Origin of the sequence: Pseudomonas sp. URMO17WK12:I11, from assembly GCF_007677725.1 — a bacterium.
Lineage (GTDB): Bacteria > Pseudomonadota > Gammaproteobacteria > Pseudomonadales > Pseudomonadaceae > Aquipseudomonas.
Window position 1 is genome coordinate 471,990 of record NZ_VEDF01000002.1, and the last position, 25,613, is coordinate 497,602.

A 25,613-nucleotide genomic window follows, 5' to 3' on the forward strand; every position below is an offset into this window, starting at 1 on the left:
GGGCGCCTGCAGCGCTTCTCCCTTGACCGGGACAACCACGCGCGCGATCGGGACAACTTGCCAGGCGGCGGGCTGGCATTGCTGGCAGCCCGCCTTGGCGTCGGATCAATGCAGGTGCGGCTCAGCGCTGGCCTGCAAGCTGCCCTGCCAGTCGCTTGGCGTGTAGCCAAGGATGCGCTTGAACACGGCGGCGAAGGCACTGGCGCTCTGGTAACCATGCTCCAGGGCGACGTTGATGATCGGCATGCCATCGGCCAGGCAGCGTTGGCTGAGCATCATCCGGGCGCGGGCGCGCCATTCGCCGTACGACATGCCCACCTCGCGCTGGAACAACCTGGCGACACTGCGCGAGCTCATGCTCAGTTGCTCGCCGCATTGTTCCAGCGTCAGGTCCTGCGCGGGGTCATCGAGAAAGCGCTCGCACCAGGCTCGCAGCCGCGCATGGCGCGGCAGCGGTACGTAGGCATTGATGCGCTGCGCAGCTTCCAGCTCGCGCTGGATCAGCGCCCGCACATGCTCCCCGAATGCCTCGTCGCGTTGCCCAAGCATGCGCGAAGCCGCCAGGATCAGCTCGCGCAACAGCCCCGACACCACGATGACCTGGCATTGCTCGACCCGCGAACTGAGCAGCAAGGTACGCATCGAAACCTCACCCTCCATGCGGATCTCGTGGCTGACCCCGGCAGGCACCCACAGTGCATGCCCGCAAGGAATCACCCAGCTGCCGTCGTCACTGCGCACACGCATCACGCCCCGGGCGGCATATACCAGCTGATCATCGGCGTGGCAATGGCTGGCCACCACCTCGCCATGTCCATAGTCCATTCCTAACGTTTGCATGCCGATGGTCGCCTCAGGCCGTGACCACGGCACTGCCCAATGGCTGGAGCAGGCCCTGGCGCGTGGCTCGGCATACGGCACTGACCAGTGCCTGCAAGGAGGCCTGCAGAATGCTGCTGTCGCGCCCTACCCCGAACAGCAACTGGTTGTTGATGCGGATCTCCACGTAAGCGATCGCCTCCGCCTGGGCACCGTCGCGTACCGCATGTTCATGGTAGTCGGCGATGTCGAAGTTCAGGCCCTGGGCAGCGAACGCGTTGACCAGGCCTGCCAAGGGACCATTACCCTGACCGCTCAACGGCAGGCGCCCGCCTTGGTGAACCAGCTGCGCGTTGACGTAGGTGCAGCTTTCGTCGCTGGTGAGCATTGGCTGGGTCAGCGAATAGGGCTTGCCTTGTTGCAGGTAGTTTTCGTTGAAACAGGACAGAATCATTTCGCTGGTCACTTCCTGACCTTGCGCATCGGCGACCTGCTGCACCAGACCACTGAACTCCATCTGCAAACGGCGCGGCAGGACGATACCTTGCTGCTCCAGCAGATAAGCGACCCCGCCTTTGCCTGATTGGCTGTTGACCCGGATCACCGCCTCGTAGCTGCGGCCCATGTCGGCAGGGTCGATGGGCAGATACGGAATCTGCCAGTAGCCATCGGGATTGTTGCGGCGGTGGGCAAAGCCCTTCTTGATGGCATCCTGATGGGAGCCGGAGAACGCGGTGAAGACCAACTCGCCAGCGTACGGATGGCGTGGGTGGGTCGGCAGTTGGTTACAGAACTCGACTTCACGCTGCACATGGATGATGTCGGAGAAATCCAGTTCCGGGCTGATACCACTGGTGTAGAGGTTCATCGCCAAGGTCAGGATGTCGACGTTGCCGGTGCGCTCGCCATTGCCGAACAAGGTGCCCTCGACCCGTTCGGCCCCAGCCAGGCAGGCCTGCTCGGCAGTAGAAACGCCTGTACCGCGGTCATTGTGCGGGTGCACGCTGATGATCAGGCTGTCGCGGTTGCTCACCTGTCGGCAGAACCACTCGATCTGGTCGGCGAACACGTTGGCCGTCGACACTTCAACCGTGGTAGGCAGGTTGAGAATCATCTTGTTGTCCGGCGTTGGCTGGAACTCGGCCACCACTGCATCGCAGATCTCCAGGCCAAAATCCAACTCGGTGAAGCAGAAGGTCTCCGGCGAATACTGGTAGGTCCACTGGGTTTGCGGATTGGCCTGCATCAGGGCCTTGATCTCGCGCGTGGCCTGGGTGGCGATATCGATGCAGCCGGCACGGTCCACGCCGAATACCACCTCGCGGAACACCGGCGCAGTGGCGTTGTAGACATGCACGATGGCCCGCGGTACACCCTTGAGCGCCTCGAAGGTACGCTCGATCAGATGCGTGCGCGCCTGGGTCATGACCTGAATGGTGACATCGTCTGGAATAGCACCGCTTTCGATCAGCTCGCGCACATAGTCGAAGTCGGTCTGCGAGGCCGCCGGAAAGCCCACCTCGATCTGCTTGAAGCCGACCTTGACCAGCAGGTCGAAGAAACGCCGCTTGCGTTCGGCGTTCATCGGCTCGATCAGCGCCTGGTTGCCGTCTCGCATGTCGACGCTGCACCACACCGGCGCGGCCTTCTGCACGTTGCTTGGCCAGGTGCGATCGGGCAGATCGACGACGTTGAAATGGCGGTACTTGGTGGAGGGATCTTTCAACATCATGGTGGCGGGCTCCTTTGCCGGGCGATGAGCGAGGTCATCTGGGTGATGACCGCTTACTCTAGCATTGGATCCAATTTATGATGGATTGGATTGAGAAGGATTGCTAATTTTTGCTTTACAAGCGCCTTCAGTGCATTCAAATTTCAGTTTGATAGCGATTTTGGGTTATTTTTTGCTACTTGATTCAATTTTGTAAAATATGCTGCTGTGCGGCCTTACGATACAGGTGCTATGACTAGGTCGGTTTGCATGCTGCAAATGGTGAAAATCTCGCTGCAAAGTCAAGCTCGGTACCTGGATATACCCTGAGGTATATTTACCGCACGCAACCTCGGCTCTAGTTTTGGGACCACAACCATAACAACCGAGGGACCTCTGCATGGATCGTTTGAAAGGCAAGGTGGCGTTGATCACTGGCGGCGCGGGCGGCTGTGGCTTGGCAGCGTCGGACCTGTTCGCTGCCGAGGGCGCCAAGGTAATCATCCTCGACTTGCCGACCAGCCAAGGCGAATCCGTGGCAGCACGTATTAATGCCGAAGGCGGTCAGGCGCTGTTCGTTGCCGCCGACGTTTCCCAGGCCGACCAGGTGCACCGTGCTGTAACTCAGGGCCAGGCGCATTTCGGCTCAATCAACGTGCTTATGAACCACGCGGGGATCATTGCCGCCGCGCCGTTCCTGGAAACCAGCGAAGCCGACTGGGATCGGCTGATGAGCGTCAATGTCAAAAGCATGTTCTTAGTCACCAAGGCCGTATTGCCGGGCATGCTTGCCGCTGGCGGTGGCAGCGTCATCTGCACCTCGTCGATCTCCGCCGTAGTCGGCACGCCGATGGAGGTGCTGTATTGCACCACCAAAGGCGCCTGTCACATGTTCGCCCGCGCCCTGGCCGTGGAGTACCGCGACCAGAACATCCGCAGCAACGCCATTTGCCCAGGGTTCATCGGTACCGCCCATGGCCGCCGCGAGCTCGACCTGCTGCGCGGTTATGGCGTGGACGCTTCCGACGAGGCGATCAAGACCATGCAGGGGCGCCTGTGCGACCCGAGCGAAGTGGCCAATGCCGCGCTGTTCCTGGCCAGTGACGAGTCGAGCTTCGTCAGTGGCTCGCACCTGTTCGTCGACAACGCCTATACCGCCATGTAACACCCGGCCGGCAGCGCGCTGCCGGCTACCCACAACAAGAACAGCAACACCCTTCAATTCTGCCCCCAAGCCAATTCCAACAAGACAGAGGCAGCAGATGGAAAACATAGGCACTTACGTCATCTACGTGATCATGGTGTGCGCCGTGATCGGCGCGATCGCTTCGATCGTCAACGCAGAATCCGAGCTGGCCAAGGAATTCACCGCCGGCCTGCACAGCATCGGCCCGATCTTCATCCCGGTGGCCGGTATCATGGCCGCCATCCCGTTCATTTCCAGCTTCATCAGCCACGTCATCGGCCCACTGTTCCTGGCCATGGGTGCCGACGCCGGCATCGCCGGGCCGATCTTCATCGCCTCGGACCTGGGTGGTTATCAGTTGGCCCAGGCACTGTCGCACAGCCCCGAGGGCTGGATCCTCGGACTGATCACCGGCTTTCAGTGCGGCTCGACGGTCATCTTCGTCATCCCGGTGGGCCTGGCCATGCTCAACAAGGCCGACCACAAGTACATGGCCCTGGGCATCATGGCCGGGCTGCTGAGCATCCCGATCAGCATCGTGTTCATCGCCATGGGCATGCAGGCCATGGGCCTGGCCGTACGCCCGGACATCGCCACGGCCGGCGTGGCGACGCAGGCACTGCACTTCACCTTGCCGACCCTGCTGCGCAACCTGTCGCCGCTGATCCTGTTCTGTGTGGCATTGGCGGCGGCGCTGCGCTACTTCCCAAACCTGATGGTCAGCCTGTTCCTCAAGCTCGGGCAACTGATGTATGCGGCGGTGACCCTGGTGCTGGTGGCCTCGATCGTCGAGTACTTTACCGGTGTGTTCACTTCGCTGTTCGGTGGCTGGGGCTTTGCGCCGATCATCGCCGACAAGGCCGACCAGTTCCGCGCCCTGGAGATCGCCGGCTACGTGGGCATCATGCTCTGCGGTGCGTTCCCGATGGTCTACCTGATCAAGCGCTTCCTGTCGCGGCCGATCGAGAAGGTGGCCTCGAAGCTAGGCCTGTCGCCGGTGGGGGCAGCTGGCATCCTCGCCGCTTCGGCCAATATCCTGGCGATGTTCCGCCTGGTGGCCGACATGCCACCGAAGGACAAGGTGCTAGTGATTGCCTTTGCCGTGTGTGCCGCCTTCACCTTTGGCGATCACCTGGCCTATTCGGCCAACTTCCAGCCCACGCTGATCGGACCGCTGATCATTGGCAAACTCGCCGGTGGCCTGTTGGGCATGCTGTTGGCCTACTGGCTGGCGGTACCCAAAGCACTGGAGCTGGGCCGTCAGGAAGAGGAGGCCGAGCTGCTGCCCGCCAGTGCACCGTTGCACTGACAGTCCAGGCATCGTTCAATGCCGTTCGGGCTTGCACAGCCGGGCGGCATTCGCGCCCTCTTCCACACCGCATGGGCAACCGCAATGAACAGCGACGACGCCAACCGCCTGGGCGCGGTCATTCACAGCATCGGCAGCGAAGCACTGGGCCCGGCCCTCGACACTGCGCTCAAAGGCGTGGTTGATTTCGACATGAGCTGCGCCTACCTGTTTCGCTTCAACCAGCCCGCGCTGCTCATTCATGACGGCTACAATCAGCGGGTATCCGAACGTACCTTGAAAGCCTACCTGCGCGGCGGCTATCTGCTCGACCCGTTCTACGTCGCCTGTACCAACAACCATCCCTCTGGCCTTTGGCGCATGAGCGAGTTGGCCCCAGACAGCTTCTTCGCCTCCGGATTTGCCATCTCTCATGACATCCACCCATGCGTCTCGACGCATCACGGTAGCTTGATTGAGGAAATGGGCTTCATTGTCCCGATACGCCCACGTACTGCACTGGTGTACTCGCTGATGCGTGGCCTCGAAAAGGGCGCGTTCGAGGCCAGAGAAGTACAGTCGCTGGCGGCACTAACGCCCCTGGTTGACGCGATATTCAGCCAGCACCTGAAGCTGGCTCACTCACAGGACTTGGCAGATCCGCAGGAATCGGACAGCCAGTTGGAGGACGCCTTTGTTGATATCCTCCAGGGCCAGTTGACCGAAACCCAGCGCCTCGTGGCCAAACTTATCCTGCAGGGCCACAGCAGCCAGTCAATCTCTCGCGAGCTTCGGATTTCAGAAGGTACGGTGAAAGTGCACCGGCATAATATCTGGCAGCGCTTGGGCATTGCGGGGAATGCGGAATTATTTCGTTTGTTTATCAATTATCTCATCAAGAACAGTTAACCTCGCTGGTGCTTGATCTCTGATTCAGCAATCAACGGTGATATCAGTCCCCGGTACGGACGCGCACATGAGCGCATACCCGGGTTTAGCGCTATCGGCATCAATCAGGGGAATAATTTTCCCGTCCAATACGGCGCAATCACAGGTTTGGCATATGCCAGCACGACAATGGGCAGGTAATACCAGCCCCTTGGCTTCTGCGAAGCTAAGGAGGGTTCCATCTGTGGGTTGCCATGATGCAGTGACACCTGACCTGCTGAACGTGACCTGGAATGGCCCACATTCGGGAATTTTGCGCATTTCCACTGGACTGTCAGGGGTCGCGAAGCTGTCCATGTGCAGCCGATCCACAGCGTCCGCTTGAACCACGCTGTTCTTTATCTGGCCCTGAAAGCCTTCGGGCCCGCAAACATGGATGGCAGCGCCACGCTCGGCAGCGTCGGTAGCTAACGCGGATATATCCGGCCTGTAGTTGATCGCGCCTTCAATTTCACTGTTCCCCTCGGTCACATGCAGGGCGACAGCACCTTGGCTTAGCTGCCCTACCAGCTTAGTGACCTCACCCCACAGCGCTAAATCGTCGCTGCATTTCACGGTGTGCACGACTCGCACAGGACGCGGGTAATGTGCTTGCACAAGTGCTGTGAGCTTGGTGATCGTCGGGGTTATGCCTATCCCCGCTGTAAGAAAGAGATTAGCTGGAGCGTCCAGGCTGAACGAATCTGGGCCGGAAGGTCCGGTCAGATGCAGGCGCTGTCCTGTTTCCAATGCATGAATGGCTTGGGAGCCGGCACCACTCCCCTGCTTCACCGTGATGCGTAGCCGATCATCCTCGATGCCTGACACGGTATAGCGGCGCCACGTGCCATCTGTTGCCAGATGGTGAACTGCGACATGCTGCCCAGCCACAAAGCTGTCCAGCGAGCCGAGCTCGGCTAGAGGGTCTCGCAGCCATACCGAGCGAATGCCCGGTGCTTCCTCAACAATCTCGACGACTTCTGCAGGGCGCGGCCAGGTAGTCAAAGAAGGTGCTCTTGGAACCTTGGCTGCTGTTGCCAGCCTTTCGCCGTAAGGCGCCTGCGTGCCTGAAATTCTATCGCCAGGTTGCAGCGTTCCTGCTTGCTCGACCTGTGCATAGACACCGCAGTACATGTGACCGAAATGTCGGTTCAACTGGGCGGGGATGTTGATGTCCAATTCGCCCGTCTGGGGGTTTATCGACGTCGCTCGGCAACGCTTGATTGGCCGGATAATCGAGAGACGGGACTGACCAAAATCTACACCTTTGCCAAGCCACTCGAATTCCGAAAATGGCTCTGCATCGATATAGATATTGCCTCGAAAACGCATGGGGTCGATCGGTACGCCCGCTAGCGTAGACAGCGCCTCTACTGTCCTCACATTGATAATGGAAAGTGCCGAGTCGTCAAAATCCCAGTGGCCGAGACAGTCGTTTCGATGAACAACGCGTGCTTGCACACCAAAAAATTCGGCCAGTAGGTCTGGCTCTGTCAGCAAATCTCCACGAGGCACCGGCTGCCTTTCGTGGAGCGTCGCTGCACCCAGGCTTTTGCCAGGTAAAAAATGGACAAGCGCCGCATTGGTCGTGAGCTGCTGATACGGGGCGGCGCCAGCCGCCGTTCCACTTCGTGTAATGGCTACCGCACGGTCGCCTGGAAAACCTTTCCCGTATTCCAGCGGGACACAGTCCAGCCTTTCACCTTTGAAGCCCTTTATTGGATAGCGGAACAGCGAAACGACGTGAGCCATCTGACATGCCCTCTTCACAAATTCGTAGGAATCACTTGAAGCCCAGCGTGACCTGACGGGGATGAATTGTTCGATGCATGCAATGCCGATCACCCTGTCGCTCGCCACGGATGCAAAAAAGCCACTGCCCGGAGGGGCAGTGGCCGGGTCCGCACCGAACTCCGTCAGAACAGCGCGGTATCAGGACGCAGGCGATTGAATCACCCGCGTGCCACCAGTCACGAAGCGTTGATCCAAATGGTCTTCAGCTCCGTGTACTGATCATGGGCCCAGATGGACTTGTCCCGCCCACCGAAGCCAGACTCCTTGTAACCACCAAACGGCGTAGTCACATCCCCTTCGCCGAAACAGTTAACCGTGACCACGCCCGCACGGATTTCACGCGACAGGCGCAGCGCATTGCGCAGGCTGCCGGTATAGGCCGAAGCGGCCAGGCCGTAGACGGTATCGTTGGCCAGCTCGATCGCCTCATCGATGGTCTCGAAGCTGGTCACGCTCAGCACCGGGCCAAAGATTTCCTCGACGAACAGCTTGTTGTCGCGGCCAACGTTGTCGACGATGGTCGGTTGCACGAACACGCCTTCCTCGGTTTCGCCGCCCTGAACGATGCTGAGTTTCTGCTCGGCCGCGTATTCCAGGTACGACTTCACCTTCTCGAAGTGCGACTTGCTCACCATGGCGCCCAGACGGTTGTCCGGGTCGAGCGGATCGCCCAGCTTCCAGTCCTTCAGGTGCTTGGCGATCAGGCCCAGCAGTTCGTCCTTCACGTCCTTGTGGACGATCAGGCGCGACGAGGCCGAGCAGTTTTCGCCCATGTTCCAGAACGCACCGGCAGTGACGTACTGGGCCACTTCGTCGAGGTCTTCGCAGTCGTTCATGACCACCGCCGGGTTCTTGCCACCTAGCTCCAGAACGATGCGCTTGAGGTTGGACTCGGCGGCGTATTTCAGGAATAGGCGACCGGTGTCGGTGGAACCGGTGAAGCTGACCATCGGGATGTCCATGTGGCGGCCGATGGCTTCGCCCACTTCACGGCCACCGCCAGGCACCAGGTTGAACACGCCTGCAGGAATGCCAGCCTCGTGGGCCAACTCGGCCACGCGCACGGCGCTGAGGGTGGTTTCCTTGGCCGGTTTGACCACGATCGAGCAACCGGCGGCCAGCGACGGAGCGATCTTCCAAGCCAGCATCAGCAGCGGGAAGTTCCAAGGCAGCACCAGGCCGACCACGCCGATGGCTTCGCGCACGACCATGGTTACGGCAGCGTTGCCGGTTGGGGCAGTGGCGTCGTAGATCTTGTCGATCAGCTCGGCATGCCAGCGGATGGTATGAATAGTTTCCGGCACGTCGACGGTCTGGCATTCGCTGACCGGCTTGCCGCTGTCCAGCGCTTCAAGCACCGCCAATTCGTGGGCGTTGTCTTCCAGCAATTGGGCGAACTTCTGCAGCACATGCTTGCGGTCGTTCGGCTGCATCTTCGCCCAGGTGCCCTCTTCGAACACCCGCTTGGCAGCGGCCACGGCGACGTTGACGTCGTTGACGTCGCAGGCCGCGACTTCGGCCAGTTGCTTGCCGGTAGCCGGGTTGGTGGTCACAAACGTGCGGCCGGAAATGGCATCGCGGAACTCACCGTCAATGAACGCCTTGGTGCGCAGTTGCAGGTCGGCAGCGATGGCCGCGTATTGTGCCTTGCTCAGCAATTCAGCCATGTTCCAGTCTCCTTATTTGATCTGGGCGATGGTGGCTTTCAGTTCGGTGACCACACGCTTGAGTTCCTGCTTTTCGGCCTCGTCCAGGTCGTACAGCGGCTTGCGTACGCCGCCAGTCTTCAGACCGTTCAGAGCGACACCGTTCTTGATGGCCTGTACAAACTTGCCACCTTCGAGGAAGTCCATCAGCGGCATCATGGCTGCCATGATCTTGCGGCCTTTGTCGAAGTTCTTCTCGACCACGCAGGCTTCGTACAAGGCCACGTGCTCACGTGGGATGAAGTTCGAGCCGGCGCAAACCCAGCTCTTGGCGCCCCAGGCGAAGAACTCCAGGGCCTGGTCGTCCCAGCCGCACGAAAGCTGGATGTTCGGGCGCTTGATGGCCAGGCGATGCAATTGGACCATGTCACCGGAGCTTTCCTTGATGGCGACGATGTTCTTCACATCGGCCACGGCGTCGAAAAACTCTTCACCCATGCTCACGCTCATGCGGCCTGGGTAGTTGTAAAGCATGATTGGCAGGCCGGCGGCAGCGTCGACTGCTTTGACGTGCAGGGCGATTTCCTGCTGGGTCGGCAACGCGTACGGCGGGGTACCGACCAGCAGCGCATCGGCCTTGATTTCCTTGGCGTGCTGGGCGAAAGCCACAGCGTCTTCGGTGCGAATGCCACCGGTACCAACGATCAGCGGCAAGCGACCATTGAGCACGTCCTTAGCCTGGGCAGCCAGTTCGATGCGTTCTTGAGTGGTGTGGGCATAGTATTCACCGGTCGAGCCGCCGATGATCACGCCGTGAACTTTCGAGTCGACCAAGTACTCGAGCACCTCGGCGAAGGCCGCTTTGTCGATCGAGCCGTCCGCTGCCAGTGGAGTGATTGCCGGGGTGTAGATGCCTTCAAATTTCACGGTAGATTCTCCAAGGATACATTTGGTAGTGAAAGCCGCGACGCAACGCGCCGCGACGGCTGTGTTTCAGGTCAGGCGAGCGAGGCGGCCTGTTGCAGATTCATTGATCGGGTTTCGGGTGCCAGCGCGAAGGAGAACGCCAGGCCGACGAAAGTCACTGCGGCCGCGGCGTACATGGTTGCGCCGATTCCGTAGGTATCGAGGGCAATCGGGACCAACCAGGTTCCGACCGCAGCGCCGATCCGCGACATAGAGGTGCCCACACCCACCGCACCAGCGCGAATTTCGGTAGGGAAGAGTTCGTTGGGGTAAACAAGCTGCAGCACTTGGGCACCGCCAATAAACAGTGCATAGGCGCCGAACAAGGCCAAAATCAGCATTTCCGAACCGCTACTGAATGCGCCCAGGCCCAGCAACGCCAGCCCCGACCACAAGAAGCTATGCAGCAGCGTGGTACGCCGGCCAAGCCCGTTGATAAGGCGTGTAGCAATGATGCAGCCGACTACGAATAGACAGGTGATGGCGACAGAGCCGATCGACGCCCATTCACCTTTGAGGTTGAGCGCGCCCAGAACCTTCGGGGCGAAGGCATAGACGGCAAACACCGGAATAACCGAGCAGGTCCAGAACATGGTGACGAACAACATGCGTTTGCCATAGCCGGAGTGCAGCAGGCTGAGGAACGACAGTTTTCGCGTTTTAGGCTCTTCTGGCAGATTGCGCAGAGAGAAATCATTGCCATATACACGCTTGATAATCTGCTCGGCCTCGGCGCTGCGGCCTTTGCTGATAAGCCAGCGTGGCGACTCAGGCGTACCAAGGCGCAACATGAACAACACGCTACCGACTACTGCTGCACTGGCCAGGACCATGCGCCAGGCATCATCGCCACCGTGATGAAGAATCGCTTCCCCAACCATGTAGGCCACAGCTGCGCCTGCGAACCACAGCACAGTAAGGGTGGCCAGGCGAGGCCCCCGATTCTTCTTGGGCAGGAACTCGACCAGCAGCGAAGTGGCCACCGGATATTCAATGCCGACCGCGATGCCAATGGCAAAACGCAGCAAGAACAGCGCAAGCGCTGACTCCACCCAGAACTGCGCGACTGAGGACAGAACGAACAGAGTCGGGCCGACGAAGAAAACGCGTTTGCGACCAAAGCGATCAGTCAACCAGCCGCCGAAGAAGCCACCGAAAAAAATGCCGATCAGCGCCGAGGCCGCGATCATGCCCTGCCAGAAGCTGGACAGGCCAAGCCCGGCGGACATCTGCGCCATGGCCACGCCAACGATGCTAAGCACATAGCCGTCAACAAATGATCCGCCGCCAGAGCGCACCGTCAGAAACTGATGAAAACGATTAATAGGTACGTCTTCGATTGATACATTGGAATTTGTCATTGTTTTCTCCTGCCACGACCAAAGTGCAGCCTGTTCAAGGGCGAACGGATCCGCGAAGCTGAAAAACCTATTCAACTCCGTCTCGTCGAAGTGCGCTTCGACCCTAAACAGCACGCAATAGAAACCGCAGGCCGGGCAAATTACTGCCCAGCAAATATCAATAAGTTATAGCGTCTTAAATTAACTCAGCTTTCTTTTCCGGCGCGGTACTGTCCCCATTTCAGATTCAGGTTCAAACCCAGCGACACCAAGGGCGCCGGGGGGTTCGCGCACGGTCCTGGTGCCTGGCGAACAAAATCGATCAGTTCATTCTTCTCACCGGCTAGCCAGTCAGCCAAAAGTTTGCCGGTCGCGGTGCCACGAGTAACACCCAAGCCATTGCAGCAAAGGGCACCGTAAACATTAGGCGCTAATTCTCCAAAATACCCCATGTGGTTTCGCGACATTGCCAGTGCACCGCCCCAGGTATATTCGAAGGGCATGTCTGGCAGCATCGGGAATCGACGTTCGAAGGCGTCACGATGACGAACCACGAAGCGTTCGAGGTATTTCCGATTGGCACGGCCGTCAGGGTTGAAACTGAAACTGTTACGGATCAACAAACGGCTGTCTGGCGTGCGACGCACAGTGGTGCCGAATGGATCAGCGGGAATGACGCCCCAGTATGGCTTGCCGCCTAGCCTCGCCTGCTCCTCTTCGTCCATCGGACGGGTCAGGCTGGCATAAGTGAACACCGGCAACATGCGGCCTTTGAGGAAGCCGAAACTCATACCGAAAGCGTTGGTAGTGAGCACCAGCTTGTCAGCCGTGATCGAGCCATTGGCATGCTTGAGCACGGTCTTTGCGCCGTATCCAATATCGGTGATCGGCGTCTGCTCATACAGCGTGACATTCGGCGGCAGATTATCTGCCAACCCTTTCACCAACGCCGAGGGCTGAATAAGAGAAGTACCCGGAGTGAACAGGGCCTTGCGGTAGAAGTGGGTGCCGATATGCTCTGGAAGCTGATCGGCGTCAATCATCTCGTAAGGCTGATCGAGCTTGTCCAAACCGCGCCGGTAGGCATCCAGGACGGCAATGCCACGTGGCTCTACGGCAGCTTGGTACTTGCCGCAATGCTTCATCTGGCAATCGATCTGATAACGTTCAACCAGTTCCTTGAGGAATGACTGTCCGCTGAGATTGAGCTTCAGCGTGGTTCTGGCGATGGCGATGTCACCAATGTAATCGTCGGCGCCGATGTCATGAGGCAGGTCGATGGCAAAACCAGCATTGCGTCCCGACGAACCGAACCCCACTTCCTGAGCTTCGATGAGCACGACCTGGTCATCCGGAAAATTCAACGCCAGCTGGCGTGCAGCGGCTAACCCGGTAAAGCCAGCGCCGACCACAACCCAACGTGCGGCGGTGTGCCCGTGGTGCGGAGCTTTGATCTGCCGTCCTTTGCTCAGGTGGTACCAACCACACGTGGTGTCGTCGGCGGGCAACGAGGTGATCTTTGTCATTTCAGGAACCAGATATTGTTGTTAGCGTCTGTTCCTCATCACGCCTCGCCAAACCCGGCATCCTGCCGGGTGTTGGCGCGCGGTGAGCATTACTTCATAAGGCCAGGGCCACTTCCATCCCTTGGGGCGCCGCGTATTCGGCCATGCGGCGACGGGACAACTCGAAGTGCTCACGCACAAGCTGTCCGGCAGTTTCAGGATCTCGACGCTCGATGGCCTCGATCATTTGATCGTGCTGCTGGCAGGCGAGCTCTAGGTCGCGCTGCATATCATCAGTGGTCGGATGTCGATAGAAGATCTTGCCCAGCCTTGTGTGGTCGATCAGAAGGCGCCGCAGGCTGGGCAACAAGTAGTCGTTATGCGCCATCCGGCCGATCTCCAGATGGAAGGCATCGTTGTAGAGCACACGGTTTTCTACATCACGCTGTTCAATGGCCTGACGGAACATCGCCTGAATGGCCTTGAGGCCCTCGATCTCACGCGTAGTTGCATGTGTAGCCGCCAACTGAGTGGTCGCTATGTAGATCAACGGCGCAGCCAAGAAAAAGCTATGCAAAGAATCGTGGTTCATCGCAGCCACGCGAGGTGCTCGATTAGCCTCCAATTCTATGTAGCCCTCAGCAGCGATCTGTCTCAGCAGCTCGCGAACCGGCGGGCGGGACAGGCCGAACTCCTCACACAAGGCCAGCTCATCGACCACCGCGCCAGGTGCCAGCTCCATGCTCAGGATGCGCCGACGCAAGGCATCAGCAAGGACGCCCTTGCGGTCCAGCGGCGCCTCACCGATCAGTGGATGAGCCTCAGCGGTTGCTTTCATGGCGGCTTTCTTGGTTGTCATATTGTTATGTCTACAATTTGTATAATGAATATAGGGTTCGTTAGACAATGTGTCTACTGGTTTTTCGACCATCGGTACAGCGTGATCACGATGGCTCGAAGCTCACATTTCTGTCCGCGACAATATCATGCCAACCCACGACCATAGCGGCGCCCAGCGCAGCCGCCGCAAAGGCTGATGGCCACTGGGCTCGCGGTATTCTTTCGAAATTATCTTGGTATACACAAAGAATACAATCGCGTTGACGGGGCTCGGAACCCATGCCAGTCTGAATCAAACAGTGATCGCTCCGGGTTTTGGTGAACGGTGGAGGGTTCCATGAGAGGCGGCAAAAATGAGCTGTACGAGGATCTGAAAGGCCAGATTCTGACCATGGAGCTCAGCCCCGACCAATTGCTGGACGAGTTGGGGCTAAGCGAACGATACGGGCTATCGCGTACCCCTGTCCGAGAGGTATTTCGCCGCCTGGCGGGTGAAGGCTATCTGGACATACAGGAACATCGTGGCGCCCGAGTGGCACCGATGAACCACAACACCTTGCGTAACTTTTTCCTGGTGGCGCCCATGGTGTATGCCGCTATCGGCCGACTTGCTGTTCAAAACTACAAGCCCGCTCAACTGCGCGACCTGCATGCCACCCAGGAGCGCTTTCGCACGGCGAGCCAAATTCGCGACCCTCGGGCGATGGTCGTCGAGAACAACCGCTTCCACGAGATCATGGGCGAGATGTCTGGCAACCCTTATCTCGAACCCAGTCTTGGTCGCCTGTTAATCGACCACGCACGTATCGGCCACACCTTCTTCCGCCCACGCAATAGCGACATGGAGCGCCACCTGTGCTTGGCCGTCGAGCACCACGACAGCTTCATTGAAGCTTTCAGCCGGCATGACGAAGGTGCCGTAGTCGATTTGGTGTTCGAACACTGGGAGCTTTCGCGCTGCAACATGCAGATGTTTATCGCCCCGCAAAGCCTGGTTGAAGACGTTGCACGCGATATCAACAGCGGCTGACACGCGCTCGTAGGACCGTTTTGCAGTACCCGCCATGGACGGACGATGACCGACCAGGGATGCACGCAGGTGAATTTCAACAAAAACAGGGCTTAACGCCCAGCCACCACAATGCAGGAGTTCAACATGAATCGTATCCGCAAGGCACTGTGTGCAATCGCAATGATTGGTCTAGGGCTGTGTCAGGCCCATGCCGACGAAAAGGTCATCAACATGGGCACCCTTTCCTGGGAAGACCTCACGCCCATCACCGGGATCACCAAGAAAGTCCTGGAGGACGCCGGCTATACCGTCAAGGTGACTTCGTTCTCGGAGTGGGGCATCGCGTATGCGGCCCTGAGCAAAGGTGACTTGCAGATCCTCGCCTCGCAGATCGACTACGTGGCCCAGGATTTCTGGAACCGTAACAAGAGCCGCCTGGAAAAGATCTCGCCGGTTTCTCACGGACTGTACCAGGCGATCGCGGTGCCAAAGTACGTGCCAATCGACTCGATTGAGCAGCTCAACGAAAACGCTGACAAGTTCGGCAATAAGATCGTCGGGATTGAACCCGGGTCGGGCTTGATGAGTGATGCCGCCAAAGCGGTCAAGGCTTATGACCTGAAACTCAACCTGCTCGAAGGCAGCACCGCAGCCATGACGGCGGCGCTGAAATCCGCAGTCGACCGCAAGGAATGGGTGGCCGTGACACTGTGGGAGCCGACCTGGATGGCCCTCAAATACGACACCAAGTTCCTGAAGGATCCGAAAGGCGTGTTCGCTCCAGCGCAAGGCTACTACTGGATTGGTCAGAAAGGCTTCTCAGCGGAGAACCCCCAGGCCCGCGAGGTCATCGCCAGCGTTTATGTACCCCTGGCGGACATAAGTACGATCAACAGCGCAGTGAACGATGGCAAGACAATGGACCAAGCCGTGAAGGAATGGACCGACAGTCATGCTGATCTGCTCAAGCGCTGGGAAAACATCAAAAAATACTGACAGCAGCGTTTCACCTTGCCACTGCCGAACTTGAAACAAGAACACACCAGAAAAACTCTGGTTCGGGTGCACACATGAATACCAAGAATGTTGTTGAAACACTGGTCGATTGCCGCGGTGTCTGGAAGATCTTCGGCGACCGCGCGCCGGCCGCCATGCAGGCCTACCGTGAGCGCGGCCTGACAAAAACCCAGATTCTCCAGGATTATGGCTGCGTTGTAGGCGTATCCAACGTCAATCTGCAGGTACGCCGCGGCGAAATCTTCTGCATCATGGGTCTCTCTGGCAGTGGCAAATCCACGCTTATCCGGCTTCTCAATCGCCTGATCGTTCCTACCAGCGGCGAAATCCTGGTCAAGGGCCGCGACATCGCCCAACTGGACGCTGCCGCACTGAGGGAAGTACGTGCCAAGCATATCGGCATGGTGTTCCAGAGTGTCGCCTTGCTGCCACATCGCACTGTATTGGAAAACGCAGCCTTCGGGCTGGAAGTGCAAGGCCTGTCCAAGACCAAACGTCATGAGGTGGCCGGGCGCGCCCTGGCCAAGGTTGGTCTGAGTGATTGGGCCAACCGCTTTCCCGCCGAACTCTCGGGCGGCATGCAACAGCGTGTCGGTCTTGCCCGGGCAATCGCCTCCGACCCGGAGGTGATCCTGATGGACGAGCCCTTCAGCGCCCTGGACCCTCTGATCCGCCGGCAGCTGCAGGACGAGTTCAGGGAACTGACCAAATCGTTGGGCAAATCCGCCGTGTTCATTACCCACGACCTGGAAGAGGCCATTCGCATCGGTGACCGTATCGCCATCATGAAAGATGGGGTGATCATCCAGGAGGGCACCGCCGAAGACATCGTGCTAAACCCGGCCGACGATTATGTAGCCGAGTTCGTCGCAGGGATCTCGCGCCTGCACTTGGTCAAAGCCCACTCCATCATGCAGCCGCTTGCCGAATACAGTGCCCGCCACCCGCACGAAAACCCCGAGCTCTTGCAATGCGCGGCCCCCGAAAGTGACCTGGATTCCCTTATCAACCTGTTGATTCGCTCAGGCCACGACGCTGTGGGCGTGCGCGACAACGGAACAGTGCTGGGAGTGATAAGCCAGCGTGACCTGCTGCGCGCTGTCCAAGGGGTCCGGGACGACGAATCCCATGCTCAGGCACGTACGTCTGTGGAGGGTCTCGTATGAACCCCGAAGACTTCGCTTCCGCCTTCGATGAACATGTCGACAATGCCTTGATGTGGCTGTCAGACAATGCCGCTGGCTTGTTCGACCTCTTCAACGACCTGCTGAAAGCTTTGTACCAGGCGGTCTATACGGTACTGGAAGTACCACCTTTTTATGCTGTGGCATTGCTGTTCGCCCTGTTGGCATGGCGCTTGGCAGGGTGGCGCTTTTCGCTGGGCACCTTTTTGGCACTGCTGATGTGCGCGCTGATGGGATTGTGGTCGCAGACCATGAGTACCTTGGCCCTGGTCCTTACTGCCACCAGCCTCGCTCTGGTAATCGGGATTCCCTGCGGAGTAGTGGCCGGCCTGTCTCCAGCGGTGAATCGCATCTGTGAACCGGCCATGGACCTGGTTCAGACGTTACCGCCATACATCTATCTGCTGCCTGCCATCGCCTTGCTCGGCTACGGCACTGGCACAGCATTGGTAGCAACGGTCATCGTTGCCGTACCTCCAGTGCTACGGCTCACTGCGCTGGGCATCCGCATGACACCGAAAGCGTTTCTGGAACTGGGGAATGCAAGCGGCACAACCGGATGGCAACAATTCGTCAAAATCCGTTTGCCGTTCGCCATCCCAAGCATCATGACAGGTATCAACCAGAGCTTGATGATGGCCTTCGGCATGGTGGTCATCGCAGGGATCGTCGGTTCTGGAGGCCTTGGGGAAGTTATCTACACCGCCATTCGGACATTGGACATCGCCCGCTCGATCAACGCAGCGATCGCGATCGTGGTCCTCACTCTGATCCTCGACCGGCTGGCACAGAGTGGCATCCGCACTGCCGAGGAGGCACGTCATGACGCTCACTGAAATGAACCTCTCTCCCGGCGCCTACCTCGCCCCCTTGTTCGACTGGCTGAACACCAACCTACATGGGCTGTTCGCCGTCATCAGCCGCTTCGTCGAGGCCATGCTAGGCGCGATCGAGGCGCTGCTGTTGCTACCACCGGCTTACGCCATGATTGCCGGTGTATGCATTGTGACGGGGCTGTTGATCAACCTGCGCAGCGCAGGGCTTGCAGGCCTGCTACTGGGCTTTTGTTGGCTAAGTGGTTTCTGGACCGCTTCCATGCAGACCATCGCCTTGGTGTCCGTGGCTGTATTGATTGCGGTTGCCGTGGCCTTCCCACTCGGCATCCTTGCAGCTCGGGTAAAACGTTTTGACAACGCCGTAAGTCCTCTGCTGAACGTGATGCAGACCGTCCCGCCATGGGTGTACCTGATCCCCGCAGTGATCATCTTCAGCCTGGGCAAAGTGCCGGCGATCATGGCGACGATCATTTATGGCATTCCGCCGATGCTGCGCCTGACCACGCTAGGCTTCCGCCAGGTACCCAAAGACCTGCTGGAACTCGGCCAGGCTACCGGTGCAAAACCCAGCACCATCTTGTTCAAGATCGAGCTTCCCAGTGCCATGCCCACCCTGTTGGTCGGCCTCAATCAATGCATCCTGATGTCGCTGGCCATGGTCGTTCTGGCCGGGTTGGTCGGTGCCGGTGGCCTGGGCGCCGAAGTTACCCGCGGCCTTACTCGTATGGAAATGGGGCTCGGCCTGCGTGCGGGCTTGGCTATCGTCGCCGTGGCTCTTTTACTCGACCGGCTCTCACGAGGCCTGCTCAGCCGTAGGGCTGGGTCACAACTTCAGTAAGCCCCGGAAAACAAGGCGGGCCGTTCTGCCCGCCACAACCTTTTGCATGATCAAAGAGAAACACCGTTGCGTCCCACTCGTAGCTTTAGTAATGCCCTGAATGGGCACAACTCGCGTTTCACCCACTCGGTCGAACAGCCCACCCATCAACAGACGCGCGTGGGCTTTCTCTTGCTCGAGCACTTCTCCCTGTTGGCGTTTACTCAGGCCCTGGACACTCTAGTTACTGCCAATCTGATTCAGCCAGAAACCTGTGTGAGTACCACCTTCAGCTTGGACGGCCAGTCGGTAATCAGTGACCTGGGTATCGATATCTCTCCAGCAGCATCACTGGAGAAAAGCCTCAAGCTACCCTTGGATTTGCTGGTGATTTGCGGTGGCCTGCGTACCGCGCTTGTAGCATCCGCTGACTTGAGCGCATGTCTGCAGGGCCTGGCAAGAAAGGGAGTTGCATTGGCCGGACTGTGGAACGGCGCCTGGTTCCTAGGGCAGTCGGGGTTGCTTGACGGCTACCGCTGCGCTGTTCATCCGGAGCACCGTGGGGCCGTAGCAGAAATCGCCCATCACAGTCACGTAAGCACAGACAGCTTCGTCGTCGACCGTGACCGCTTAAGCGCGGCGAGTCCTGCAGGCGCGTTCAACATGGTGCTTGAGTGGTTGGGGCAAAGAAGAGGCACGGCGTTGACTGATGGCGTTACCGCCATCCTGGCTTTCGAGGCGTCCCGCTACCGGCGCACTGTCCCGGCACCTCACACCAACATCAGTGAGCCGCTACGTGAAGCGATCAGCCTGATGGCCGCGAACATCGAAGAGCCCCTGAGCCAGGATCAGATAGCCGAATACGTAGGTCGCTCGAAGCGCCAGATCGGACGCTTGTTCCAGCATCAGCTGGGGACAACTCCTGTGCGCTACTACCTGGAGCTACGCATCACCGAAAGCCGACGGCTGCTGCAGTATTCCGACCTGCCTCTATTGGGCGTGGCCGTGGCATGCGGGTTCGTCTCTGCAAGCCACTTCAGCAAGTGCTATGCGTCGTTCTTCGGATACAGTCCTTCTAAAGAAAAACGCTTTGCCTGCGTGAAAAGCATGCAGCGCGAACCCAGTTGACGTAGAGCCCGCGCGCAGACGTTCTGCGAACGGGCTTTCCATGTCACGCAGCTTCTGTCGTCGAAAGCGGGATCACCTGCCCATGGCGCCGGCTGTTTATCACACCTATTACCAGGATCACCAAGGCCAAGCCAATGGTTAGCGATACCTCCAATCGATGTTGGGGCATCACGAACATCACGCCCAGGGCGAAAATGATAAAGCCAATCACCCCATAGGTAAGCCATGGGTAGAGCCACATCTTGAAGACAATCGCTTGGTTCTGCTTCTCCAGCACGGCTCGCATGCGTAGCTGTGAGAAAGCGATAGCGAGGTATACCAGCAGCGCAATCGAACCCGAACTGGCCAACAGAAATGCAAACACTTCAGACGGTGCGAAGTAGTTGATTATGGTGGTCACCATGCCAATCAGAGTGCTGCCTATCACCGCAGCACGAGGTACGCCGGCTGCTGAAGTGCGGCCTATGGCTGCCGGTGCATCTCCGCGCTTGGCAAGCGAGAACAACATGCGCGAAGCGATGTAGATAGACGAGTTCAGGCAGCTGGCCACCGCCACTAGCACTACAATATCCACCATCAGCTTGGCATAGGGAATGTTCATGATCTCCAAAGCCCGTTGATAGGAACCATGAAGTGGCAGCAGCGGATCATTCCATGGCACCACCGATATGATGATGAAGATGGAAAGCAGGTAGAACACGCTTATACGCCAAATCACGGAGCGTGTGGCCTTGGCGATGTTTCGGGCGGGGTCGGCAGATTCGGAAGCGGCGATAGTGACCGCTTCGGTGCCGAGGTAGCTGAACATGGTGGTGAGCAAGGCACCAATGATGGCCGTCCAGCCATTAGGCATGAAACCACCATGGGCGCTCATCAGACTTGCCAGACCGCTGACCTCGCGTGCCGGCAGTGCCCCTGCCAGAGCGAATCCGCCAAGTGCGATGAAGGCAACGATCGCGATCACCTTGAGCATTGCGAACCAGAATTCGAACTCACCGTACTTGGCTACGCTGAACAGGTTTGTGGCGGTGAGCAGCACTGTCATCGACAACGCGAAGCACCAGGGTTGAACCCCGGGAAACCAGTTGTTGAGCACGACGCCGGCAGCAATCGCCTCGATCGGAATCACCAGCACCCAGAACCACCAATACAGCCAGCCAATGGTGAAACCGGCCCAGCGCCCGATTGCACGATCTGCATAAGTGGAAAAGGAACCGGTGTCAGGACTCGCCACCGCCATCTCGCCTAGCATGCGCATTACAAGCACTACGAGAGCGCCAGCAAGCGCATAGGCAATGATCGCTGCCGGACCTGCCGCAGCGATCGCTTGTCCGGAACCTACGAATAAACCCGCGCCGATCACTCCGGCAATCGACAACATAGTCACATGTCGAGGCTTGAATCCCTGCGCCAACTGATCGCTGGCTTTTCCAGACGTCGTCATAGTCATTATGGTCCCTGCTTTTGCTCTTGTTATGGGTAGGGTGCAGTGCCAGGGCACGTCACCGCTTAACCATAGAGAGCGAAAACAGGGCTCAATTGACTGGATCGGACACCAAATGGAGTGAGCCGGACATATCCCGGGCTACACAGCGTCAATGAGATGATGGCTTGCAGCGGGCGCTCAGCACAGTGGCCAACACCACTAGTGCCGCCCCAGCACCCATGCGCAGTGAAGGCTGTTCGCTAAATAGCCACCAAGCACAAGCGATGGCATACACAGGCTCCAGGGCGATGATCATCCCAGCCGTGCGCGCCTGCAGCCCATCCAGGCTCTTTACGAAAAGAAATTGCGAAAGCCCGGTGCAGAAAACGCCCAGCAGCGCCAGGTTTACCCAGTCATCAGCCCGCAGGCTGGCAGTGGCGAGGTGGCTAAAGGCAAAGGGGATCATCAGCGCTGCCACTACCACGTTCTGCCAAAACGCGATCTGCAGGGCGTTCATACCCCCTGTGTGGCGACGGTTAGCCACCGCCAGAAGTGCGAATGACAAGCCCGAAGCCAATCCCCAGACCAAACCGACAGTGCCCTTGTCGAGCAGGTCGAATGAAGGAACCACCAACACCAGCCCAGCTGTCACCATCAGCAGCAGCAGGCCTTCGGTTCTACCGATACGCTCGCGAAACAGCAGCAAGTCCACGAGAGCGATGAACGCGGGGAAGCTGGCGAAGCCGAGCGTAGCGACTGCTACGCCCCCCACTTTCACAGCAATGAAGAACGTAACCCAGTGGGCGGCCAATAAAGTGCCAGTGAGGCCAATGACCGGTAGATTGCGCCAGCTCAGGGCATCCAACAGACGAGTGCCCTTGAGGCCAGCAACGAACCCAAGGGCAATGAAGGCAAATGTCGCCCGGCCGAAAGTAATCACGCTGGCATCGGCGAGAATCAACGCCCCGAGGATACCGGTAAGTCCAAACAGTACGGCAGCGACGTGTGCGCTGAGCAGAGCATTACGATGACCGGTGGAAGCACCGGTACTGGAAGCAGAAGTAGCGATCATGGCAGTCAAGTCTTCAATAAGCGCGCGAGGGCGTTCCGCGCGGCGCGGCGCGGCGTAAAAAACGTAGTAATTTCTATTTTTTTGGGGTGCTACCGGATTGTCGGTGCAAGGGGCGCCGCAGCATTGGACTTGTAAGACGAGGCTGCTTACTCGAAACCTGCAACGGCTGGCCTTTAGCGCGAGGCGAGCCGTTATGTGAATTATTGAAGGTAGGTAGCTGGATCAACCGTTTGAGAAGGACAGGATCTTGTCCAGAAAAGACGTCCCGCGTGTCTCAAGTCGACATTGCCCAAGCGGCGTTTGTCCTGAGCGATTTTGCATGAACGATGCAGTGAAAGAGGGAGCCGGTTAAGGCTCCCGTCTTCAGCGACGGTTTTTATTGCGGTGCGACAGTTTTGATTTTCTACATCCACGCTATGAGCGTTAACGCGCGTCGCTTACTCAACCGTCACGGACTTGGCCAAGTTACGCGGCTGGTCCACGTCGGTGCCTTTGAGCACCGCCACGTAGTACGAAAGTAGCTGCAGCGGAATGGTGTAGAGAATCGGCGCCAGCTCGTCAGCGATGTGCGGCACGTTGATCACGTGGGTGCCTTCGCCGTTGCTCAGGCCTGCGTTTTCATCGGCGAAGACCACCAGCTCACCGCCGCGGGCACGGACTTCCTGCAGGTTCGACTTGAGCTTCTCGAGCAGCTCGTTGTTCGGCGCCACCGTGACCACCGGCATGTCGTTATCCACAAGCGCCAGCGGGCCGTGCTTGAGCTCGCCAGCCGGGTAGGCTTCAGCGTGGATGTACGAAATTTCCTTGAGCTTGAGCGCGCCTTCCATGGCCACCGGGTACTGAGCGCCGCGGCCGAGGAACAGTGTGTGGTGCTTGTCGGCGAACAGCTCTGCGGTTTTCTCCACCGTGCTGTCCATGGCCAGGGCTTCGCCAAGACGTGTTGGTAGACGACGCAGTTCTTCGACCAGGCCGGCCTCTACGCCGGGCTGCAATGTTCCGCGCACCTGGCCCAGGGCCAGCGTCAGCAGCATCAGCGAAACCAGCTGAGTGGTGAAGGCCTTGGTCGAGGCCACGCCGATCTCTGGACCGGCCAGGGTCAGCAGGGTCAGGTCGGATTCGCGCACCAGCGAGCTGATGCCGACGTTGCAGATCGCCAGGCTGCCGAGGAAGCCCAGCTCCTTGGCGTTGCGCAGCGCCGCCAGGGTATCTGCAGTTTCGCCGGATTGAGAGATCGAGACGAACAACGTATCAGGCTGCACCACCACTTTGCGGTAGCGGAATTCGCTGGCCACTTCGACCTGGCACGGGATGCCGGCCAGGCTTTCCAGCCAATAGCGCGCAACCATGCCGGCGTGATAGCTGGTGCCGCACGCCACGATCTGCACATTGCGGACCTTGGCGAACAGCTCAGCGGCCTGTGGACCAAAGGCTTGGACCAGGACGTGGTCTTTGCCCAAGCGGCCTTCCAGGGTACGCTGCACCACGGTGGGCTGCTCATGGATTTCCTTGAGCATGAAGTGGCGGAAGGCACCTTTGTCAGCCGCTTCGGCACCTTCATGGTATTGCACGGTTTCTCGCTGGACTGGCTCGCCAGCCTGATCCCAGATCTTCACCTGGTCGCGGCGGATTTCGGCGATATCGCCCTCTTCCAGGTACATGAAGCGATCGGTGACCTGGCGCAGGGCGAGTTGGTCGGAGGCCAGGAAGTTCTCGCCCAGGCCCAGACCGATCACCAGCGGGCTGCCGCTGCGCGCGGCGACCAGGCGATCGGGTTGTTTTTGGCTGATCAGGGCCAGGCCGTAGGCACCGTGCAGGCGCTTGACCGCGACCTTTAGCGCATCGGTCAGGTCCGGCGTACTTTTCAGGGTGTGATGAATCAGGTGCACGATGACTTCGGTATCGGTCTGCGAGGTGAAGACATAGCCAAGGCCTTTGAGTTCTTCACGCAGTTCTTCGTGGTTTTCGATGATGCCATTGTGCACGACCGCCACTTCGTGGCCGGAGAAGTGCGGATGGGCGTTGCCTTCGGTCGGGGCGCCGTGGGTCGCCCAACGGGTGTGCGCGATGCCCAGCTGCCCCACCAGCGGCTCGGCAGCCACGGCCGCTTCCAATTCGGCGACCTTGCCGATCCGCCGGCGCCGATCCAGTTCACCTTGCTGAGTCAAAACGGCCAGCCCGGCACTGTCATAGCCACGGTACTCAAGACGTTTGAGGCCTTCGATGAGGATGGCGGTGATATTGCGCTCGGCGACGGCGCCTACGATTCCACACATGGTTATTGCTCCTGGCTGATCGCGGCGCAGATCAGGTTGATGCCGCGGGCTTGAAGATCGTCGCGTGCCGCTGCGGGCAGGCGTTCATCGGTAATAAGGGTGTGCACGCTGCCCCAGGGCAGCTCGAGATTGGGGATCTTGCGCCCGACTTTGTCGGACTCGACCATCACGATCACTTCGCGCGCTACCTCGGCCATCACTCGGCTCAGGCCCAGCAACTCATTGAACGTGGTGGTGCCGCGCTGCAGGTCGATGCCATCGGCACCGATGAACAGCTGGTCGAAATCGTAAGAGCGCAGGACCTGTTCGGCGACCTGGCCTTGAAACGATTCGGAGTGTGGGTCCCAGGTGCCGCCCGTCATCAACAGTACCGGCTCATGCTCCAGCTCACTGATCGCCCGGGCCACATTCAATGAGTTGGTCATCACCACCAGCCCGGGCTGGCGGCCCAGCTCAGGGATCATGGCAGCTGTGGTGCTGCCGCTGTCGATGATGATCCGCGCGTGCTCCCGGATCCGCGCGACTGCTGCCTTGGCGATCGCCCTCTTGTAGGCGGAGATGGGCTGCACGGCTTCGCCCAGCATCTCTTGCGGGACGGGCACGGCACCGCCATAGCGACGCAGCAACAAACCGTGGGTTTCCAGGGCGGCCAGGTCCTTGCGAATGGTGACTTCCGATGTTTCGAAACGTTTGGCCAAAGCGTCCACGCTGACCTCACCCTGCTCGCTGAGCAGGGCCAGAATGTTGCGGCGGCGCTGTGGGGTGTTACGTTTCGACATGAGCGGATAAGTTTCGATTCGAAAGATAATGGTTGCAATCAAAACCT

General features: G+C 59.0%; 21 protein-coding genes. 9 read left to right on the forward strand and 12 right to left on the reverse strand.

The window, feature by feature from the left end; translation table 11 throughout:
- Positions 1-105 precede the first annotated feature (105 nt).
- Together FS665_RS05460 and leuA are read right to left on the reverse strand one after the other, a co-directional pair.
- The gene (locus FS665_RS05460; protein ID WP_145184563.1) at positions 106-840 is read right to left on the reverse strand and encodes a helix-turn-helix transcriptional regulator; all 735 of its coding nucleotides are present in this window, start codon (positions 838-840) and stop codon (positions 106-108) included.
- Between the two features lie 13 nt (positions 841-853).
- Complete coding sequence (gene leuA, locus FS665_RS05465; protein ID WP_145184566.1) at positions 854-2,551, reverse strand: 2-isopropylmalate synthase; 1,698 nt, start codon at positions 2,549-2,551, stop codon at positions 854-856.
- Between the two features lie 379 nt (positions 2,552-2,930).
- On the opposite strand from leuA, the gene FS665_RS05470 reads away from it, so the two are divergent.
- The 3 genes from FS665_RS05470 to FS665_RS05480 all read left to right on the forward strand — a co-directional run bounded on the left by FS665_RS05470 (position 2,931) and on the right by FS665_RS05480 (position 5,913).
- Positions 2,931-3,695, forward strand: coding sequence for an SDR family NAD(P)-dependent oxidoreductase (locus FS665_RS05470; protein ID WP_145184569.1), 765 nt, complete (start codon positions 2,931-2,933; stop codon positions 3,693-3,695).
- Between the two features lie 97 nt (positions 3,696-3,792).
- Positions 3,793-5,025, forward strand: coding sequence for an ethanolamine utilization protein EutH (eutH, locus tag FS665_RS05475; protein ID WP_145184572.1), 1,233 nt, complete (start codon positions 3,793-3,795; stop codon positions 5,023-5,025).
- A gap of 84 nt (positions 5,026-5,109) precedes the next feature.
- Positions 5,110-5,913, forward strand: a complete 804-nt coding sequence (locus FS665_RS05480; protein ID WP_145184988.1) for a helix-turn-helix transcriptional regulator — start codon at positions 5,110-5,112, stop codon at positions 5,911-5,913.
- A gap of 24 nt (positions 5,914-5,937) precedes the next feature.
- Here the strand turns inward: FS665_RS05480 and FS665_RS05485 are convergent, their stop codons facing one another.
- The 6 genes from FS665_RS05485 to FS665_RS05510 all read right to left on the reverse strand — a co-directional run bounded on the left by FS665_RS05485 (position 5,938) and on the right by FS665_RS05510 (position 14,020).
- Complete coding sequence (locus FS665_RS05485) at positions 5,938-7,776, reverse strand: MOSC domain-containing protein (protein ID WP_145184576.1); 1,839 nt, start codon at positions 7,774-7,776, stop codon at positions 5,938-5,940.
- Positions 7,777-7,901: 125 nt separating this feature from the next.
- Positions 7,902-9,392 carry an aldehyde dehydrogenase gene (locus FS665_RS05490; RefSeq protein WP_145184579.1) on the reverse strand — a complete coding sequence of 497 codons (1,491 nt, stop codon included), beginning with the start codon at positions 9,390-9,392 and terminating at the stop codon, positions 7,902-7,904.
- Positions 9,393-9,404: 12 nt separating this feature from the next.
- Positions 9,405-10,298: a dihydrodipicolinate synthase family protein gene (locus tag FS665_RS05495; protein WP_145184582.1), complete on the reverse strand. Its 894-nt coding sequence runs from the start codon at positions 10,296-10,298 to the stop codon at positions 9,405-9,407.
- A 71-nt stretch (positions 10,299-10,369) separates the two neighbouring features.
- Positions 10,370-11,698 carry an MFS transporter gene (locus tag FS665_RS05500; protein WP_145184586.1) on the reverse strand — a complete coding sequence of 443 codons (1,329 nt, stop codon included), beginning with the start codon at positions 11,696-11,698 and terminating at the stop codon, positions 10,370-10,372.
- 185 nt (positions 11,699-11,883) lie between these two features.
- Positions 11,884-13,203, reverse strand: coding sequence for an FAD-binding oxidoreductase (locus FS665_RS05505; protein ID WP_145184589.1), 1,320 nt, complete (start codon positions 13,201-13,203; stop codon positions 11,884-11,886).
- A 94-nt stretch (positions 13,204-13,297) separates the two neighbouring features.
- A complete protein-coding gene (locus FS665_RS05510; RefSeq protein WP_145184592.1) occupies positions 13,298-14,020 on the reverse strand; it encodes a GntR family transcriptional regulator in 723 nt (240 codons plus the stop codon).
- A 339-nt stretch (positions 14,021-14,359) separates the two neighbouring features.
- On the opposite strand from FS665_RS05510, the gene FS665_RS05515 reads away from it, so the two are divergent.
- From FS665_RS05515 to FS665_RS05540, 6 genes are all read left to right on the forward strand, one after another.
- Positions 14,360-15,052 (forward strand): GntR family transcriptional regulator, encoded by a 693-nt coding sequence (locus FS665_RS05515; RefSeq protein ID WP_145184595.1) that lies wholly within the window; start codon positions 14,360-14,362, stop codon positions 15,050-15,052.
- A 126-nt stretch (positions 15,053-15,178) separates the two neighbouring features.
- Complete coding sequence (locus FS665_RS05520; RefSeq protein ID WP_145184598.1) at positions 15,179-16,030, forward strand: glycine betaine ABC transporter substrate-binding protein; 852 nt, start codon at positions 15,179-15,181, stop codon at positions 16,028-16,030.
- 74 nt (positions 16,031-16,104) lie between these two features.
- A complete protein-coding gene (locus FS665_RS05525; protein ID WP_145184601.1) occupies positions 16,105-17,217 on the forward strand; it encodes a glycine betaine/L-proline ABC transporter ATP-binding protein in 1,113 nt (370 codons plus the stop codon).
- The gene (locus tag FS665_RS05530; protein WP_145184604.1) at positions 17,214-18,071 is read left to right on the forward strand and encodes a proline/glycine betaine ABC transporter permease; all 858 of its coding nucleotides are present in this window, start codon (positions 17,214-17,216) and stop codon (positions 18,069-18,071) included. The genes FS665_RS05525 and FS665_RS05530 overlap by 4 nt, the downstream gene beginning before the upstream one ends.
- Positions 18,058-18,909 carry a proline/glycine betaine ABC transporter permease gene (locus FS665_RS05535; RefSeq protein ID WP_145184606.1) on the forward strand — a complete coding sequence of 284 codons (852 nt, stop codon included), beginning with the start codon at positions 18,058-18,060 and terminating at the stop codon, positions 18,907-18,909. The genes FS665_RS05530 and FS665_RS05535 overlap by 14 nt, the downstream gene beginning before the upstream one ends.
- A 66-nt stretch (positions 18,910-18,975) precedes the next feature.
- A complete protein-coding gene (locus FS665_RS05540; protein WP_145184609.1) occupies positions 18,976-20,016 on the forward strand; it encodes a GlxA family transcriptional regulator in 1,041 nt (346 codons plus the stop codon).
- Between the two features lie 43 nt (positions 20,017-20,059).
- Here FS665_RS05540 and gabP read toward each other — a convergent pair whose 3' ends face one another.
- From gabP to FS665_RS05560, 4 genes are all read right to left on the reverse strand, one after another.
- Positions 20,060-21,466, reverse strand: coding sequence for a GABA permease (gabP, locus tag FS665_RS05545; protein ID WP_145184612.1), 1,407 nt, complete (start codon positions 21,464-21,466; stop codon positions 20,060-20,062).
- A gap of 145 nt (positions 21,467-21,611) precedes the next feature.
- The gene (locus tag FS665_RS05550; protein ID WP_145184615.1) at positions 21,612-22,514 is read right to left on the reverse strand and encodes a DMT family transporter; all 903 of its coding nucleotides are present in this window, start codon (positions 22,512-22,514) and stop codon (positions 21,612-21,614) included.
- A 437-nt stretch (positions 22,515-22,951) separates the two neighbouring features.
- Positions 22,952-24,787: a glutamine--fructose-6-phosphate transaminase (isomerizing) gene (gene glmS / locus FS665_RS05555; protein WP_145184618.1), complete on the reverse strand. Its 1,836-nt coding sequence runs from the start codon at positions 24,785-24,787 to the stop codon at positions 22,952-22,954.
- A 2-nt stretch (positions 24,788-24,789) separates the two neighbouring features.
- A complete protein-coding gene (locus FS665_RS05560; protein WP_145184621.1) occupies positions 24,790-25,566 on the reverse strand; it encodes a DeoR/GlpR family DNA-binding transcription regulator in 777 nt (258 codons plus the stop codon).
- Positions 25,567-25,613 lie beyond the last annotated feature (47 nt).

Coding starts and splice junctions, on each gene's coding strand:
- FS665_RS05460 (WP_145184563.1), bottom strand. CDS start 840: ATGCAAACGTTAGGAATGGACTATGGACATGGCGAGGTGGTGGCCAGC.
- leuA (WP_145184566.1), bottom strand. CDS start 2,551: ATGATGTTGAAAGATCCCTCCACCAAGTACCGCCATTTCAACGTCGTC.
- FS665_RS05470 (WP_145184569.1), top strand. CDS start 2,931: ATGGATCGTTTGAAAGGCAAGGTGGCGTTGATCACTGGCGGCGCGGGC.
- eutH (WP_145184572.1), top strand. CDS start 3,793: ATGGAAAACATAGGCACTTACGTCATCTACGTGATCATGGTGTGCGCC.
- FS665_RS05480 (WP_145184988.1), top strand. CDS start 5,110: ATGAACAGCGACGACGCCAACCGCCTGGGCGCGGTCATTCACAGCATC.
- FS665_RS05490 (WP_145184579.1), bottom strand. CDS start 9,392: ATGGCTGAATTGCTGAGCAAGGCACAATACGCGGCCATCGCTGCCGAC.
- FS665_RS05500 (WP_145184586.1), bottom strand. CDS start 11,698: ATGACAAATTCCAATGTATCAATCGAAGACGTACCTATTAATCGTTTT.
- FS665_RS05505 (WP_145184589.1), bottom strand. CDS start 13,203: ATGACAAAGATCACCTCGTTGCCCGCCGACGACACCACGTGTGGTTGG.
- FS665_RS05510 (WP_145184592.1), bottom strand. CDS start 14,020: ATGAAAGCAACCGCTGAGGCTCATCCACTGATCGGTGAGGCGCCGCTG.
- FS665_RS05515 (WP_145184595.1), top strand. CDS start 14,360: ATGAGAGGCGGCAAAAATGAGCTGTACGAGGATCTGAAAGGCCAGATT.
- FS665_RS05520 (WP_145184598.1), top strand. CDS start 15,179: ATGAATCGTATCCGCAAGGCACTGTGTGCAATCGCAATGATTGGTCTA.
- FS665_RS05525 (WP_145184601.1), top strand. CDS start 16,105: ATGAATACCAAGAATGTTGTTGAAACACTGGTCGATTGCCGCGGTGTC.
- FS665_RS05530 (WP_145184604.1), top strand. CDS start 17,214: ATGAACCCCGAAGACTTCGCTTCCGCCTTCGATGAACATGTCGACAAT.
- FS665_RS05535 (WP_145184606.1), top strand. CDS start 18,058: ATGACGCTCACTGAAATGAACCTCTCTCCCGGCGCCTACCTCGCCCCC.
- gabP (WP_145184612.1), bottom strand. CDS start 21,466: ATGACTATGACGACGTCTGGAAAAGCCAGCGATCAGTTGGCGCAGGGA.
- FS665_RS05550 (WP_145184615.1), bottom strand. CDS start 22,514: ATGATCGCTACTTCTGCTTCCAGTACCGGTGCTTCCACCGGTCATCGT.
- glmS (WP_145184618.1), bottom strand. CDS start 24,787: ATGTGTGGAATCGTAGGCGCCGTCGCCGAGCGCAATATCACCGCCATC.
- FS665_RS05560 (WP_145184621.1), bottom strand. CDS start 25,566: ATGTCGAAACGTAACACCCCACAGCGCCGCCGCAACATTCTGGCCCTG.